The sequence below is a fragment of the Caldicellulosiruptor changbaiensis genome, from assembly GCF_003999255.1.
In the GTDB taxonomy this organism is placed as follows: Bacteria; Bacillota; Thermoanaerobacteria; order Caldicellulosiruptorales; family Caldicellulosiruptoraceae; genus Caldicellulosiruptor; species Caldicellulosiruptor changbaiensis.
The window spans coordinates 2890217-2905633 of sequence record NZ_CP034791.1 but is presented as its reverse complement, the minus strand read 5'-3'; the positions used below and the strand labels follow the sequence as shown (position 1 = coordinate 2905633).

Genomic DNA, 15417 nt, shown 5'->3' with positions numbered 1-15417 from the left:
TTTCAAATCCACCCTTTTGTATGTAATATAATTGATTGTGGATATTTTGAGTATGTAAACAAAAAAATAACCGCCTAAATTCTTAGGCTTTATCCACAATGTTATCAACAGTTGTGGATAAGTATTTTTCACAACCGAAATTTTGTTTTTAAATCTTAAGAGCACTATTAAATATATCAAAAAAAATTATTCACATCAACAAGAAAATATTTTTTCGAGAATCAAATTTTCCACAGTGGAAAAATTATTTACACCCTGTTAAAAATCTGTGGATAAAATCTGTGGATATGTGGATTATTTCTGTTGATTAATTTTATAGAATTCTATTTTTCACATGTGAAAATCTAATTTAACAATGGTTAACCCAAAAAGATTTATTCTGACTTTGCTGTTTCCTGTCCAGTTCGGATTTGTGGACAAGTTTTAATTTAAAGGTTTACATAATTTGACTTTGTGAATTTTGATTTCAATTTTCAATAATAATGATGGGATAATGGGTTTACATATAGTTTTTTTAAACTCAAAAGATTGAGTAAAGCTTTTCAATAAGAAATTCAATCAGTTTGTGAGGGTTTGGGACATTTTTCTGGATGGTTATAAAAAGGCTCAAAAAAAGCCCTATTAAAATCAAAGAAAGGGTAAAAAACATCTCCTTTTGTAAATACCTTGACTTTAGAATTTTGTATTGAATTAAAGTTGCCAAGGTATATCCTAAGACTATAAAAAAGATGTTCATCTTAAAAGAATCACCCTACTTCAGTTTTTTAGCATTCCAAACCGTCTTATAAAAGGTTTGACAGTAATGCTCACGGCTATTCTTTGTTTGTCAAATTTTAATGGCTTTTTGTACTTGATGTAGTAGATATCCTGAAAATGTGGTATATCAGCTCTGAGTTCAAACGACTTTTTTAAAGCTTGATTTATGTCTTTTGAGATGCTCTTTGAAAGTTCTTTTTTGACTTCTTCTAAGTTTTTCTGCGTAAACTGAAGATCTTTTTCCTTTTCACCAAGATTTACCTCTGAGATTATCTCTATTTTAAAAAGAACCTTGTTTTTGGTATTTCTTGCACTGATTTTACTGCTGCTGTGGATGAGTTCAAGTGAAATTGACTTGTTTTTGTCCTCAATTGGATATATCCCGCTTTTTATCTTGTTCAAGACCCACAAAACTCCTCTTGTTTCATCGTGACTTAAATATCCAATAAGCTTAAAGTTGTCAAACACAGCTGTTTTTGAGACAAAAAACATGTAGTTTTCGGACGATAGGGCGAGAGGTCTTTTAATTTCGACAAAAGGAGCAAATCCTACTTTTGATTTTGTGTTTGTCATTTTTACAAACTCGTAAATCTTCATTGGCATGGTTTTGGAATTTGCATAATAGTTTTTGATCACATTTTCAAGTTCCTTTGCAGGGATTGATTCTATTGGGGAGGAGATGTTCATGAATTTTTCAATATCCTCTGATGTTATAATAAGGTATGCATCTGACCTGAACTCATGGTCGCGTAGAATCATATCTAAAACCTCTTTGATACCTTTTTTTGCAAGACTTTCACTGACAATAACTATTTTGTTATGGGTCCAAAATAGCTTTTTGTCTGATGAAAGTGTTGCATTTCTTATTGCATCAAATATGGTCTTTCCTGTTGAGGAAAAACACCACACACCCTTTTGTTGTGGACTTGATGGTATGTTCGAAGGATTTTTCAGGACCTTTGGTTTTAGAACTTGATAAGTCAAGCGAAAATTCCCATTTTTTAGTCTATCTATTCCAACTGCTTGGACAATCAATATATCGTTTAGTTCTCTTCTGTTCCAGCACCCATATTGACTCAAAAGAAGGATTACAATAGCAAATAATGCTATTTTCCTCATCTCTTTTCCAACCTCAGTTTAATTTTTGTTCCAATTAAGGTTATAAGTGGAATTATAAGTATGAAGGAGTATGAATAAATTGTAAAGTATCTATAGCTCATGAATTTGTCCAGCTCTAAGAAGTTTGGGATTATATAAAAGGTAAATGGAATTAAGATTGAGGCAAACGGGATTGTGTAAACAAAGTAGTCTCCGCTTTTTCTCATCTCTTCAACTGCAATGTTTAAGATGTATAAAAAGTATGAGATTTTCAAGAATATACTCATTATCCAGATTGCCATATGGATTGACTCAAACCTTTCCAGAAAGTCAGCAACACTCAGAACCTTGATTGCTGAGTAAAATGGAAATGACAGATTGCTTGATTGCTTGTAACCGAAAAGTGAGAGGACAAGTGCTGTAATTGCAAGGTAAAATATGTCAACAAGTAAAAACGCCCATGCTATTGTCTTTATCATGTCTTTTGGTGAGTTTTTCCTTGGCTTTATTATATAAGGATTTATCATACCAATTGTGATTATCTCAGAGCTAAGAGAGCAAAGGTATATTCCACCAATTATAGGCTGGCTTATATCTTTTTCAAAGACCGGCTTTAGAGCCGAAAAGTCCACAAACTTGATTGAAATTACCATGATTATACCAAGACTAAAGATTGTTATAAAGGTTGTTATTTGCGAAAATCTTGCCAAGGTCTCAAGTCCTTTATACACAGCGTATGAAGAGACAATCAACATTGCGATTATTAAAAACAGAATAGATGTTTCGGGAATTACCGCAGTTGCCATAAATTCTACAAACTGGCCTATTTGGATTGCTGTTATGTGAAAGAAAAACCAAAGGTAAAAGATTGCAATTATACTTCCAAGCTTTCCAAAAACAATGTTTAAAATATTTGTAAATGTATGGTTGGAAAACATATTGCAAAGATATATAAGTGGCAGTGAGCTTAGGATTGAAAATGGATACATGAACACAACAGATAACCACACATCCTGATTTTTTGGTGGTGCATTGAATATTGGCAAGAATGTAAGTACCATTACTATTCTGTTCACAAAAAAAAGGCATAAAAATTGGTTGTATGTGATTCTTGAGTTTGACATTTTCCAAAAAACCACCTATGTGAAAGTTTTTGTAGTTTTAGCTTGAAATGATTTAAAATTTTTTGGTAAAAACAATAGGCCTTTTTTTGAGTATACTCCATGGGAAGCGAACAAAGACATCTTTTAAATCATGCAAGATTGTAGGTGCAATTGGTGCAAAGAAGTTTACTCCAAAAGACTTAAGGTGGCAAAGATGAATTAACATTAAAATCCACACAAGCATTATCCCATAAAGACCGCAGATGCTCGCCATAATAACACATGCAAACCTTATGATTGTACACGCATCTGAGATAGCAGGAATCATGAATGTGGAGATTGCAGTGAATGCAACTGTTACAACCATTGGTGCACCGATAAGTCCTGCTGACACTGCTGCATCACCAATTACAAGGGCACCCACAATTGAAATTGCTTGACCGACAGGTCGAGGAAGCCTAACACCAGCCTCTTTCAAGATTTCGTATATAAGAAGCATGGTCAGTGTTTCCACTGAAGATGGGAAAGGTATTCCTGCCTGGGCACTTGCAATGCTTATCAAAAGCGATGTTGGCAAAAGCTCTTGATGGAATGTTGTTATAGCAATGTAGATTGCCGGCAGTGTTGTTGACACAAAAAACGAAAAGTATCTCAAAAGCCTGACTATGCTGTAATAGTATGGCCTTGAATAGTAATCTTCGCTTGTTTGAAAAGCCTCAACAAAAAGGTATGGCACGGTTAGAGCAAAAGGTGTGCCATCAACAAGGATAGCAACCCTTCCTTCCATTAGCTTTCCAACAACAACGTCAGGTTTTTCAGAGTTTCCAACTGTAGAGAAGATGGAGTATTTACCATCTTCTATAAATGCTTCAATGTATCCTGACTCTAAGATATAGTCCATGTCAATCTTTTCGAGCCTTCTTTTTACCTCATCTACAAGCTCTTTTTTGGCAATTGACTCAATATAGCATATTGCAATGTCTGTCTTTGAGATCTTACCTATCTTCATTGACTCTATCTTGAGTTTTGGGTCGCGAATCTTTCTTCTGATTAGAGCTGTGTTGGTTCTTAAATTTTCTGTAAACCCTTCACGAGGTCCTCTTACAACAACCTCTGTGTTCGGCTCTTCAATTCCGCGTGATTCCCATCCGCGCACAGATACCAAAAGCGCTCTGTCAATACCATCAATAAAAAGTGCAACATCGCCGCACAGTATACTATGAATAGTCTTTGCATAGGCAAATTCTTCTGTTATGCAGTGACTGTACAGAATGCAGTCTTTGATAAATTGGTACAAATCTTGAGGTGTGCATTGCTGGTTTTGATAAAGGTAAGTGTCTTTCATAAGTGGCTTTAGAATGTGTTCATTTATAACCAGCTTGTCAACAAGTCCATCAATCATAACAAGAAAAGCCCTTATGTCTTTTTTTGGTCCAATCTTAAACTCTCTTATGATAAGGTCGCTAAAATTTCCAAACTCACTTTTTACATTCTCTAAATTCTGATCATAGCTTGTTGAGATTAACTTTGTCTGCGACAAGTTGTTTTTCTTCATTCTTTGCTCTTAAAGTCTTCTTTTTTCTATTTGATATTCTCTCCAGATTTAAAGGCGTGTATTCAAGAAGTTTTGAATAATATCGAAAATTCCTCTAAAACCCCCTTTGACTTTTTAATATCATTTGCAGTATAATAAATCTTGTTTTATTATAAGTAAGTATAAAAGTGGCAACCACGCAGTTAAAATCATAGAAAATTTTTGAAAATTTTATTGTAGGAGGTGGAATAATATGAAAAGAACATACCAGCCACATAACAAGAGAAGAAAGAGAACACACGGTTTTTTGGTTAGAATGAGAACAAGAGGTGGAAGAAAGGTTCTCAAAAGAAGAAGATTAAAAGGTAGAAAGAGACTTGCTGTGTAAAAAAGACCACTCTCAACTTCAAAGGTGGTCTTTTTGCTTAAAAACACAATGTTGTGTGATACAAGACAAGTGCATAAGAAGGGCAATGTAAAGGAAAACAAAGAAATGAATAAGATAGTGAGTATCAAAAAGAGTGAAGAGTTTGAGGTATGTATCAGAAAAGGAAGGTTTGCAGTAGAGAAAAATGTAGTTGTGTACTCTTTGAAGAACGGGCTGGAGTACAGTAGACTTGGCGTTTCAATGTCATCAAAGCTTGGCAAAGCTACCGCAAGAAATCGGTTTAAAAGGATTGTAAAAGCATGGTATTTGGAAAATTTTGAGAGAATAAAAAAAGGGTTTGACATTGTTGTTTTGGCAAGAAAGACAAAGGAAGAAAAGATAAAGGCAAGAGAGATATGTTTAAAAGACTACAGGGATGAGCTTGAAAGAGCCTTCAAAAGACTTAGACTTTTCAAAGAGGAATGAAAGATGAGGGTAAGAAAATATATTTTACTGATTCTAAAATTTTTGATAAGATTTTATCAGAAAGTTATATCTCCTATGAAGGTTGTGCCAAGTTGCAGGTTTTACCCTACATGCTCAGAGTACACCTTGCAGGCTATAGAAAAGTATGGATTTTATGGGCTGTGGCTTGGGTTTAAAAGAATTATAAAATGTCACCCATTTCATCCAGGAGGATATGATCCGCTAAAGTAAAATACCATAATTAGCAAAATCAAGGAGGAAAAGGTTTTGAATCCTACATGGCTTGATTTTTTAGCAATTCCACTTGGAAGACTTTTAAAGTTAATATATGACTTTTTACATGGCGCACACATTCCAGGTAGCTATGGAATAGCCATTATCCTTCTTACATTGATTGTAAGAGGGTTGCTTCTTCCGCTGTATATAAAGCAAATTGCCTCAACATCTAAAATGGCAGAGGTTGCACCAAGAATCCAGGAAATCCAGCAAAAGTACAAAGGCGACCAGAGAAAGATGCAAGAAGAGATGCTAAAGCTCTATCAAGAGACAGGGTACAATCCTGCAGGTGGGTGCTGGCCGCTTTTGGTTCAGGTTCCCATTTTGTTTGCGCTCTACTATGTATTCCAAAACCCGCTTGTTTACGTGTTGGGCAAAAGCCATCAGTACGTAAGAGACCTTGTTCAGGGTAAAGCTGGGTATGCAATAACTCAGATAATAATCAATGAAGCACAAAAGCTTGGGCTTGACATGCACTTTTTTGGTATTAACCTTGCTCAAAAAGAGCTTATTGTTTTGCCAATTTTAAGTGCTGCTACAATGTTTTTATCAATATGGTTTTCCACAAACAGCCAAAAAAGGTTCAATCCGCAGTATTCCCAGTCTCAGTCAAACGCAATGGCAGAAGGTATGAACAGGACAATGATGATTTTCAGCCCTCTTATGTCATACTTTATTGCACTGCAGGTACCAGCGGGACTTGTTGTGTACTGGACGGTGACAAACCTGTTTTCAATCCTGCAGCAGTTCATTGCAAATGAGGTTGTTTACAAGAAATTAAAGCACAAGAAAGAGGAAGAGGAGAAGAAAAAGCAGCTTGAAAATCAAGCTAAAATGCAGCAGGGAAAAGATGGTGTGAACAAAGAACAGGAAAAGCTGGGGAAAGAGAGCTCTGATGAAGACTTGGAAAAACAAGGGCAGGCAGATCAGGAAAAAGAAGAGGAGCAGAAAAGAGAAGAGCAGATGAGGAAAAAAGAGCTTGAAAAGCTAAAACAGCAAATGACAAGGTCGCAAGGGAGCAGTAAAAAGAAAAAGAAATAATGTAAAATTTCTTTTTGGAGGAGACAGTTTATGAAATGTGTAGAAAAAATAGCAAAAACGGTAGATGAGGCTGTTGAGCTTGCTTTAAAAGAACTTGGTGTTTCGCGTGAAAAGGTTGAGGTTCAGGTAATTGACGAGGGGTCAAAAGGACTTTTGGGGATAATTGGAGCAAGGCCAGCAAAGGTAAAGGTCATACTCAAACAAACGCCTGAGGAAAAGATTCAAGAGTTTTTGTCAGAAGTGTGTAGCAAGATGAATGTTAAGATTGAGAGGATGGACATATTAAAAGATGGGGAGTTCATAAAAGTAAATCTATTTGGGAAGAATACCTATCAGTTAATTGGCAAAGACGGTGAGGTTTTAGACGCGCTTCAGTTTTTGACGGGTATTATTGTGAACAGGGGGGCACCTGAGGAGGAATCTGTGAGAATAATCCTTGACTGTCAGAACTTCAGAAAGAAAAAAGAAGAAAGACTCAGACGTCTTGCACTTTCTCTTGCAGACAAAGTTGCAAGAAGCAAAAAGAGTATTAAGCTAAGACCAATGACACCGTATGAAAGAAGAATTATACACACAACACTGCAAAACCACCGGTTTGTGACAACTTACTCAGAAGGAGAAGAACCATATAGAAAAGTTGTTATAACTTTAAAATAAAAAAGTGCTTGAAGCAGGGTAAGTTTTTACCCTGCTTTGTTTGTATCTTAAAAACTTTCAAAAAAGGGGTATTGTAAATATGGAATTTGATACAATTGCAGCAATTTCAACCCCAATTGGCACTGGCGGGATTGGGATAATTAGAATCTCTGGGCAGAATTCAATTGAGGTTGCAGGCAAAATAATAAAGAGTAAAAGATTCAATAGCATTTATGATATACCTGTCAGATATGCAGCTTTGGTTGAGGTGTATGACAATGACGAGTTTATTGACCAGGCCATTTTGATAAAATTCAAAGCGCCTCATTCGTACACAGGTGAAGATGTTGTTGAGATTCAATCTCACGGTGGTATGGTTGTTTTGAGAAGAATTTTAGAAGCGGTTATAAGAAATGGGGCACGCCATGCAATGCCCGGCGAGTTTACAAAAAGGGCGTTTTTAAACGGCAGGCTTGATCTGTCGCAGGCAGAGGCTATAATTGATATAATAAATTCAAAAACAGAGCTTTTGCAAAAAAACGCTGCAAAACAGTTAAAAGGGGTTCTTAGCAAAAAGATAGATGAGATAGCAGAGATTTTGCTAAATTTAATATCTTCAATTGAAGCTTCAATTGACTTTTCTGAACACGAGGTTGATGAGATATCTCCACAGGAGATTGAAAAAAGCATTGATACTGCTTTAGAAAAGATATATAGGCTTTTGAAGACATATGAAACAGGAAAAGCAATAAAAAGTGGAATTTACACAGTAATTGTCGGAAGGCCAAACGTTGGAAAGTCTTCTCTTTTAAACAGACTATTGAAAGAAGAAAGGTCAATTGTCACAGACATCCCTGGCACAACAAGAGATGTAATTGAAGAGGTTTTAGACATCGAAGGAATACCAATTATCCTTGTTGACACAGCAGGTGTGAGGCAGACGGAGGATGTTGTGGAGAGAATTGGTGTAGAGAGAACTCTCAAGAGCGTTGAGAGAGCTGATCTTGTGATTTTCATGGTTGAGTCAGATGGGATTACTAAGGAGGATATTGAGATTTTCAATAGCATAAAGAATAAAAAATATATAGTCTTAGTAAACAAGACTGATAAGGGTATAAATATATCACAGGATGAGATAAAAAAGCTTTTTAATAAAGAAGGAATATTTATTTCTATTGCAAAGGATGAGAATTTAGAACTTGTTGAAAAGGCAATAAAAGAAGCCGTTCTTGAGCAAAATATTGAAGGGTTTGATGAAGTGCTGATAACAAATTTAAGGCACAAAGAACTTCTTTTAAAAGCAAAAGAGTTTTTGGCTTCTGCAAAGCAAAACCTCTACAGTGTTCCGCTTGACATTCTATCAATTGACCTCAAAAACGCACTTGATAGCATATATCAGATAACAGGCAAAAACGTCACAGAAGACATGGTTGATAGGATATTTTCAATGTTCTGTATTGGAAAATAGATGTTAAATCTGCTTTTGAGAAAGGATTGGGAGTTTTAAAGTTTTCAAAGGGGGAAAGGTCTGAAAGATGGAATTTGTTGCGGGTGAATATGACGTTGCGGTTGTTGGTGCAGGTCATGCAGGGTGTGAGGCAGCTTTAGCTTGTGCAAGACTTGGTTTGAAAACAATTGTGTTTGCTATAAACTTAGATTCAATCGGCAATATGCCGTGCAACCCAAGCATAGGCGGCACTGGCAAAGGCCATTTAGTTCGCGAGATAGATGCGCTTGGTGGTGAGATGGGCAAGGCAGCAGACGCAACAGCAATTCAGGTAAGGATTCTCAACAGGGCAAAAGGTCCTGCTGTGTACTCACTTCGAGCTCAGTGTGACAGAGCAAGATACAAACTGTATATGAAAAGGGTATTAGAGAGCCAGCCAAACCTTGACATCAGACAGGGCGAGGTTTGTGATATTTTGGTTGAGGATGGCAAAGTCACTGGTGTAAAGGTCACAACTGGTGCAATTTTTAAGGCAAAAGCAGTTGTGCTTGCCACAGGCACATTTCTTGGTGGCAGGATTATAATAGGTGAGACTGTGTATGATGGTGGGCCTGATGGTATGCACCCAGCTAAGTACCTTACAGAAAGTCTCAAAAGGCTTGGGATTGAGATGATGAGGTTCAAAACAGGTACTCCTGCAAGGGTGCACAGAAGGTCTTTGGACTTTTCAAAGATGCAAATACAGCTCGGTGATGAGGTTATAACTCCATTTTCGTTTGAACACGAGACACTGGAAATAGAGCAAGTCCCTTGCTATTTGACATATACAACAGAGGAAACTCATAGAATAATAAGAGAAAACCTTCACAGAGCACCACTTTTTACTGGCCTTATCCAGGGTGTTGGGCCAAGGTACTGTCCTTCTATTGAGGACAAGGTTGTGAGGTTTGCAGACAAGCCAAGGCATCAGGTGTTCATCGAACCAATGGGACGCGATACTGAAGAGATGTACGTTCAAGGAATGTCTTCGTCATTGCCAGAAGATGTTCAGATTAAGATGTACAGAAGCGTGATTGGCCTTGAAAATGTGCAGATAATGCGCCCTGCATATGCAATTGAATATGACTGTATAAATCCGTTGCAGCTTGAGGCTACTTTGCAGTTTAAGAAAATCAAAGGGCTTTTCTCAGCAGGCCAGATAAATGGAACATCAGGGTATGAAGAGGCAGCAGCACAAGGAATCATCGCTGGGATTAACGCTGCGATGTATGTAAAAGGAAAAGAGATGCTGGTTTTAGACAGGTCTCAAGCCTACATCGGAGTTTTAATAGACGACCTTGTAACAAAAGGGACAAATGAACCTTACAGAATCATGACATCAAGAGCTGAGTATAGGCTCATTTTGCGTCAGGACAATGCTGATTTGAGACTTACAGAGATAGGATATAGGATTGGGCTTATATCACAGGAAAGATATGAGAAGTTTTTGAGAAAGAAAAAGATGATTGAGGATGAGATAGACCGCTTGAAAAAGACTGTGATTGCACCAAGTGAGAAGGTGAACAAATTTTTAATTGAACATGGTTCGTCGCCTATTTCAACAGGGGTAAGGCTGTCTGAGCTTTTGAAAAGGCCCGAGCTTTCGTATGAAGCTTTGCGCGAGATTGACCCTCAGCGGCCGGACTTGCCACGTTCTGTGAAGGAAGAGGTTGAAATTGAAATAAAGTATGAAGGATATATCAAAAAACAGCTACAGCAAATTGAGCAGTTCAAAAAGCTTGAGAACAAAAAGATTCCTGAGTGGGTTGACTATAATCAGATTTCTGGTCTTTCAACTGAGGCAAAACAAAAGCTTTCTCAAATAAGACCTGCTTCGATTGGCCAGGCATCAAGAATATCTGGTGTGTCGCCTGCTGATATTTCGGTGCTGCTTATCTGGCTTGAGCAAGCAAAAAAAGGTTCTAAATAGAATGCTCGTTGTCAGCTTTAAATTTTTAAAAGGGGCAAAGGCAAAAATGGAGCTTTTAGATAGAGTTTTAGAGTTTTATAGTGTAAAAAATAGTCCTGTTGTAAAAGAACTTCTTTTGAGATTTATGAAATTAGTTCTTGAGAAAAATAAGTTATTTAATCTCACAGCAATTGAGAATGAAAATGAGTTTGTGATAAAACACATTGCAGATTCACTTTCTTTGATAAAATTTCTTCAAAACGGCGATGGCAAATTAGTGCGCGCAATTGACATTGGTTCTGGCTTTGGAGTTCCTGGTATTCCTGTGAAGATTGCAAAACCAAGCATGAGCTTGGTTTTGAATGATTCTAACAAGAAAAAGTGCAATTTTATGAGTGAAGCAAAAGACCATTTGGGTTTGTCTGGAATTGAAGTTGTCTGCCAAAGAGCAGAAGAACTTGGGAAAAAGGTTGAGTTTAGAGAGAGTTTTGACTTTGCGTTTGCAAGAGCTGTTGACAAACTAAATGTGCTTTGCGAATACGCGATACCTCTTTTGAAGATTGGTGGAGCTTTTTTGGCCCAGAAAGGTTTTGAATGTGAGGATGAGCTTGAGAGCGCCAAAAATGCAATTGCAATGCTTGGTGGTGAGATAGAAAAGATTGAAAAATTCACATTGCCAGAATCAGATGAGAAGAGAAGTATAATTGTCATAAGAAAATTGCGACAAACTCCGATTGAGTTTCCCAGAAAAACAAAGCAAATAATAAAAAAGCCCCTTAGTTGATAAAAAATTTGTCAAAATCTGATTGAAAATGTCTGAAAAATCTTGAAATAAAAAGAAGGAGATTTTAAATTGAAGTAGAAATATTATTAGCAGAAAATGTTGAATAAAAAAGGAAGGGGCTTTATAAAGTTGTTTTCACTTTTAATTAGGCAAACAAACAAGTTGGATATGGAAAAAGAGCTTTATACTATTGAGATGATACCTATAAATAAGGTTTTGCCAAATCCTTTTCAGCCGAGAACTAATTTTGATGAAAAGCTTATCGAAGGGCTTGCTGAGTCAATAAAAAATTATGGGCTTTTGCAGCCAATAATTGTAAGAAAACGTGGTGAGGTTTATTACTTAATTGCAGGTGAGAGAAGACTTAGAGCTTGCAAACATCTTGGTTTTGATAAGATTAAAGCAATTGTCATAAATGTCACAGACATTGAAAGTGCAATATTGGCACTTATAGAGAACATCCAGCGTCAGGACCTTGATTTTTTTGAAGAGGCGCAAGGTTACAAACAGCTTATAGAAGAGTTTGGCCTAACTCAGGTTGAGATAGCAAAACGAGTTGGCAAGACACAAAGTGCTATTGCGAACAAGATAAGGCTTTTGTCACTTCCTCCTGATGTTCGTTGGATAATTCGTGAAAATGAACTGTCTGAGCGGCATGCACGAGCTCTTTTGAAGCTTGAATCAGAGGAAGATATGAAATACATAATTCCAAAGATAATTGAAAATGGACTCACAGTTGCTCAGACCGAAAGACTAATTTCAGAGTACCTTAACAATAAGAAAGTAACAAAAAATGGAAAAGCAATTAAGGTTTCAATGAATGATTGTAGGGTTATTTACAATACCATAAAAAAGGCCTTGAAAATTTTCCAAAAGACTGATATAAATTATGATATAAAAGAAAATAAAACTGAAGCATACTACGAAATAATCGTTAGAATAAATAAAAAATCCCCGCAGACCTCCTCGTAATATGAGGAGGTATTTTTTTTAAAAAGAAAATGCCCCCACACATTTTTGTGAGGGCACAAAAATATTTTTTATCTATTTCAGTAATTCTTCTATTTCACTTGATACAAAGAACCTCTTTGCACTTGGGATGTAGACACTTACATATTTGAGAGTATATTGTTTGTTTCCTTCAATTACTACATTCTTATTTTGTGGCACAATATATGTCTTGCCCTTGCTGCTTATCACAAGCTGAATATTATTTGGATTGCTTGTATCAATTGTAACATTATAACCTTTTTCTTCTAAGTCTACGTTTGAGATGTAACTATTTTCATTGAAGCTTCCAAGGTCTATTCCCAAAATCTCAGCCATATAATCACAAACTTCTGTGTTGTCTATAACACCATGAGGAACGTATCCGTTTGGATGATACGCATAAAGTACAACGTCTTCACCTGTGTGCTCATTTGTAGTCCAGCCGATATATGAACGCTTGCTGATGATTGGACCAAGAACATAGTTAAGCCTTCCTGCTGGCGCCTTTTTGATTGCATCTATTTCATCTTGAGTGAGATTGTCAACTCCGTAATATTGTGAAACTATATTTTTGATATTCTCATCTGTTCTGTTGTTTCCAAGCAAATCTTCAATTCCGCTGCCTGTTCTTTTTGCTTTTTTGATATATTTTAAGAAATCATTGAGCAAAACAGAATCTACTTGAGCTGAGTAATTTCCTAAGGTCATTCCACCGTTGTTGTGGTCTGGTGCAATTATTACTGCTGTATCATCTCTTGATTTTGCAAAATCTAAGGCTACTTTTACTGCCTTGTCAAATGCCAACACCTCTGAGACAACACCAACAGGGTCATTTGCATGTGATGCCCAGTCTATTTCGCTTCCTTCAACCATCAAGAAGAATCCATTTTTGTTTTTTGATAAAATCTGTAGTGCTTTTTGTGTCATCTCTGACAAAGAAGGTTCGCCTGTGCCACTTCTGTCAAAATCGTAGTGCATTGCATCCTGAGCAAAAAGTCCCCAAACCTTTCTTGGCGATTCATTTTTCAAATCTTCCCACTTGGTTGTTACAATAAATCCATTGTCTCTTAAATACTGAACTAAATCTTCTTTGTCTTTTCTTTGATTTTTGTCAATATACTTCCACCCACCACCAAGTACCGCATCAACCTGATTGTAAACCATTTGTTCAGCTATACCTTCATAGTCATTCCTATTATCTGTGTGTGCAGCAAAAGCTGCAGGGGTTGCATGAGGAAATTGACAAGTTACAACAAGGCCTGTTGACTTTCCAGCCTTTTTTGCTGCTTCTAAGATTGTCACAATTGGTTTGAAAAAGTCTTTTTCTTCAACCTGACCAACACCTGGCATTGATGAGATTTCGGGATAGATTGATAAATAACTATTTTGTGTTTTGTATCCTGTTGCATATGCTGTTGCAGCTGGTGCTGAGTCTGTTATTGGGTTGTTTGCTGAATATGTTCTCACAAGCCCACATGCTATCTCATCCATTGAAAGAGGTTCTCCGCCTTGATACCATCTTGCCAAAGTGGTGTGAGCTATTGTCATGCCATCTGGTATCATGAGTATTACGTTCTTGACTTTGTTGGACTGTTCGCTACTGTCTTGGCTTGCAAAGACAAGGGTGCTAAAAACAAGGCAGAGAATAAGAAGTAGCGAGACTATAGAAGCCTTTTTAGATTTTAAAAATTTATTCATGCTAATAGTATGTCCCCCCTTCTATCTTGCTATTTTTTTATTTAACGGAGATATAATTCTTTGCGACAATTGCCTGACCTTCATCTGATAGTACAAAGTCTACAAATGCTTTTGTCACTCTACTTGGATTCTTTGATACTAAGAAGAGGAATGGCCTTTTAACTTTGTACTTTCCAAGCTTTACATTTTTCTCTGTTGGTTCAACTCCATCAACTTTTACACCTTTTACTGTGCTGTCTAAAACACCAAGTGAGATAAATCCTATTGCATTTTCATCCTGTGATACTGTTGTTTTGACAGCACCTGTTGATGGCTGGACAATTGCCGAGTCTGTTATCTTTGCTTTGCCCATAACTATCTCTTCAAATGCTCCTCTTGTACCTGAGCCTTCCTCACGTGTAACAACTACAATAGGAGCGTTTTTACCGCCAACCTCTTTCCAGTTTTTAATTTTGCCCGAGAATATATCTCTTATTTGCTCAACACTCAAGTTAGAAACTGGATTTGTCTTATGAACAATTACTGCTATTCCATCTTCTGCAATCTTTATCTCCTGCCAACTTTTTGCAGCAAGCTGCCTTGTCTCATCCTCTGTGAGTTCTCTTGATGATGTTCCAATATCAACAATGCCTTGGATAGCGGATTTTATACCAACAGATGACCCTCCACCTTGAACCTCAATAGAAACCTTTGGATTTTGCTGCATGAAGTATTTAGCAAGCTCATCGGCAAGTGGCTGAACAGATGTTGAACCTGCAATGAGTATCCTTCCTGAAAGATTTGCTGATGTTGACTGTGGAATAAATGAAAATTTTAGCTCTGAATTTGAACCTCCTTTTGAGCCTTTAACAGCATTTGCAGGAACTGTAAGTTGGTACTGTGCTTTTGCGACAAGTGATTGTTTGATTGCTACAACAAGCTTGTTAGCAGATATAGATGCTGAAATAGGAACCTTAGTTTTTTTATTTTTTAGGAGCACTATCTTTCCGAAATTCGGACCTTTTGAAATCTCTTGAGAAAATGTGATTACAATCTGTTTGTGTGATACAGTTGCTGGAAGTGACTTTGACTTAACAATAAGCGACTGCCCAAATGCAAAGATACCTGTTAGTAAAATTGACATGGCAAAACAAGTTAAAATCAAAGCTGAGAACAGTTTTTTTGAAATCTTAAAGCTTTTCATCTTAAGAACCCCTCCTCGGTTTGGTTTTATCAATTTACAGTATAGTAGTCATTTGTTTAATTTAGATTAA

Annotated in this window: 15 protein-coding genes; 9 read left to right on the top strand and 6 right to left on the bottom strand. The window is 36.7% G+C overall.

The genetic code is table 11. The features are described from left to right. Positions 1-520: 520 nt before the first annotated feature. The 4 genes from ELD05_RS13895 to ELD05_RS13880 are packed head-to-tail and all read right to left on the bottom strand — an operon-like array spanning position 521 to position 4512. Complete coding sequence (locus ELD05_RS13895) at positions 521-736, bottom strand: hypothetical protein (protein WP_127352890.1); 216 nt, start codon at positions 734-736, stop codon at positions 521-523. A gap of 20 nt (positions 737-756) precedes the next feature. Further along, complete coding sequence (locus ELD05_RS13890; protein ID WP_127352889.1) at positions 757-1875, bottom strand: Ger(x)C family spore germination protein; 1119 nt, start codon at positions 1873-1875, stop codon at positions 757-759. Then, positions 1872-2978, bottom strand: coding sequence for a GerAB/ArcD/ProY family transporter (locus tag ELD05_RS13885; RefSeq protein WP_127352888.1), 1107 nt, complete (start codon positions 2976-2978; stop codon positions 1872-1874). The genes ELD05_RS13890 and ELD05_RS13885 overlap by 4 nt, the downstream gene beginning before the upstream one ends. Before the next feature lie 52 nt (positions 2979-3030). Beyond that, on the bottom strand, positions 3031-4512 hold the full coding sequence (locus ELD05_RS13880) for a spore germination protein (RefSeq protein ID WP_127352887.1): 1482 nt from the start codon (positions 4510-4512) through the stop codon (positions 3031-3033). Positions 4513-4744: 232 nt separating this feature from the next. On the opposite strand from ELD05_RS13880, the gene rpmH reads away from it, so the two are divergent. The 9 genes from rpmH (at position 4745) to ELD05_RS13835 (ending at position 12448) form a co-directional block, all read left to right on the top strand. Further along, positions 4745-4879, top strand: coding sequence for a 50S ribosomal protein L34 (gene rpmH, locus ELD05_RS13875; RefSeq protein ID WP_011918258.1), 135 nt, complete (start codon positions 4745-4747; stop codon positions 4877-4879). A gap of 105 nt (positions 4880-4984) precedes the next feature. Beyond that, positions 4985-5344, top strand: coding sequence for a ribonuclease P protein component (gene rnpA / locus ELD05_RS13870; protein ID WP_127353008.1), 360 nt, complete (start codon positions 4985-4987; stop codon positions 5342-5344). A 3-nt stretch (positions 5345-5347) separates the two neighbouring features. Beyond that, on the top strand, positions 5348-5575 hold the full coding sequence (gene yidD / locus ELD05_RS13865; RefSeq protein WP_127352886.1) for a membrane protein insertion efficiency factor YidD: 228 nt from the start codon (positions 5348-5350) through the stop codon (positions 5573-5575). A 36-nt stretch (positions 5576-5611) separates the two neighbouring features. After that, entirely contained in the window at positions 5612-6661 is a 1050-nt protein-coding gene (locus ELD05_RS13860) for a YidC/Oxa1 family membrane protein insertase (protein ID WP_127352885.1), read from the top strand. A 30-nt stretch (positions 6662-6691) separates the two neighbouring features. After that, entirely contained in the window at positions 6692-7318 is a 627-nt protein-coding gene (gene jag / locus ELD05_RS13855; protein ID WP_011918254.1) for an RNA-binding cell elongation regulator Jag/EloR, read from the top strand. A 79-nt stretch (positions 7319-7397) separates the two neighbouring features. After that, positions 7398-8765, top strand: coding sequence for a tRNA uridine-5-carboxymethylaminomethyl(34) synthesis GTPase MnmE (gene mnmE / locus ELD05_RS13850; protein WP_127352884.1), 1368 nt, complete (start codon positions 7398-7400; stop codon positions 8763-8765). A gap of 67 nt (positions 8766-8832) precedes the next feature. Continuing rightward, the gene (mnmG, locus tag ELD05_RS13845; protein WP_127352883.1) at positions 8833-10713 is read left to right on the top strand and encodes a tRNA uridine-5-carboxymethylaminomethyl(34) synthesis enzyme MnmG; all 1881 of its coding nucleotides are present in this window, start codon (positions 8833-8835) and stop codon (positions 10711-10713) included. Between the two features lie 46 nt (positions 10714-10759). After that, positions 10760-11476 (top strand): 16S rRNA (guanine(527)-N(7))-methyltransferase RsmG, encoded by a 717-nt coding sequence (rsmG, locus tag ELD05_RS13840; protein ID WP_127352882.1) that lies wholly within the window; start codon positions 10760-10762, stop codon positions 11474-11476. A 129-nt stretch (positions 11477-11605) separates the two neighbouring features. After that, positions 11606-12448 (top strand): ParB/RepB/Spo0J family partition protein, encoded by an 843-nt coding sequence (locus tag ELD05_RS13835; protein WP_011918250.1) that lies wholly within the window; start codon positions 11606-11608, stop codon positions 12446-12448. A 72-nt stretch (positions 12449-12520) separates the two neighbouring features. Here the strand turns inward: ELD05_RS13835 and ELD05_RS13830 are convergent, their stop codons facing one another. Beyond that, positions 12521-14164 carry an alkaline phosphatase gene (locus ELD05_RS13830; RefSeq protein WP_127352881.1) on the bottom strand — a complete coding sequence of 548 codons (1644 nt, stop codon included), beginning with the start codon at positions 14162-14164 and terminating at the stop codon, positions 12521-12523. Between the two features lie 37 nt (positions 14165-14201). After that, positions 14202-15347 carry a phosphate ABC transporter substrate-binding protein PstS family protein gene (locus ELD05_RS13825; protein WP_127352880.1) on the bottom strand — a complete coding sequence of 382 codons (1146 nt, stop codon included), beginning with the start codon at positions 15345-15347 and terminating at the stop codon, positions 14202-14204. Positions 15348-15417: the final 70 nt, after the last annotated feature.

Bases quoted from the DNA above. Each gene is read 5' to 3' on its own strand.
- mnmE (WP_127352884.1), top strand. From the start codon at position 7,398: ATGGAATTTGATACAATTGCAGCAATTTCAACCCCAATTGGCACTGGC.
- rsmG (WP_127352882.1), top strand. From the start codon at position 10,760: ATGGAGCTTTTAGATAGAGTTTTAGAGTTTTATAGTGTAAAAAATAGT.
- ELD05_RS13825 (WP_127352880.1), bottom strand. From the start codon at position 15,347: ATGAAAAGCTTTAAGATTTCAAAAAAACTGTTCTCAGCTTTGATTTTA.
- ELD05_RS13890 (WP_127352889.1), bottom strand. From the start codon at position 1,875: ATGAGGAAAATAGCATTATTTGCTATTGTAATCCTTCTTTTGAGTCAA.
- rpmH (WP_011918258.1), top strand. From the start codon at position 4,745: ATGAAAAGAACATACCAGCCACATAACAAGAGAAGAAAGAGAACACAC.
- mnmG (WP_127352883.1), top strand. From the start codon at position 8,833: ATGGAATTTGTTGCGGGTGAATATGACGTTGCGGTTGTTGGTGCAGGT.
- ELD05_RS13885 (WP_127352888.1), bottom strand. From the start codon at position 2,978: ATGTCAAACTCAAGAATCACATACAACCAATTTTTATGCCTTTTTTTT.
- ELD05_RS13880 (WP_127352887.1), bottom strand. From the start codon at position 4,512: ATGAAGAAAAACAACTTGTCGCAGACAAAGTTAATCTCAACAAGCTAT.
- ELD05_RS13895 (WP_127352890.1), bottom strand. From the start codon at position 736: ATGAACATCTTTTTTATAGTCTTAGGATATACCTTGGCAACTTTAATT.
- jag (WP_011918254.1), top strand. From the start codon at position 6,692: ATGAAATGTGTAGAAAAAATAGCAAAAACGGTAGATGAGGCTGTTGAG.
- ELD05_RS13830 (WP_127352881.1), bottom strand. From the start codon at position 14,164: ATGAATAAATTTTTAAAATCTAAAAAGGCTTCTATAGTCTCGCTACTT.
- yidD (WP_127352886.1), top strand. From the start codon at position 5,348: ATGAGGGTAAGAAAATATATTTTACTGATTCTAAAATTTTTGATAAGA.
- rnpA (WP_127353008.1), top strand. From the start codon at position 4,985: ATGAATAAGATAGTGAGTATCAAAAAGAGTGAAGAGTTTGAGGTATGT.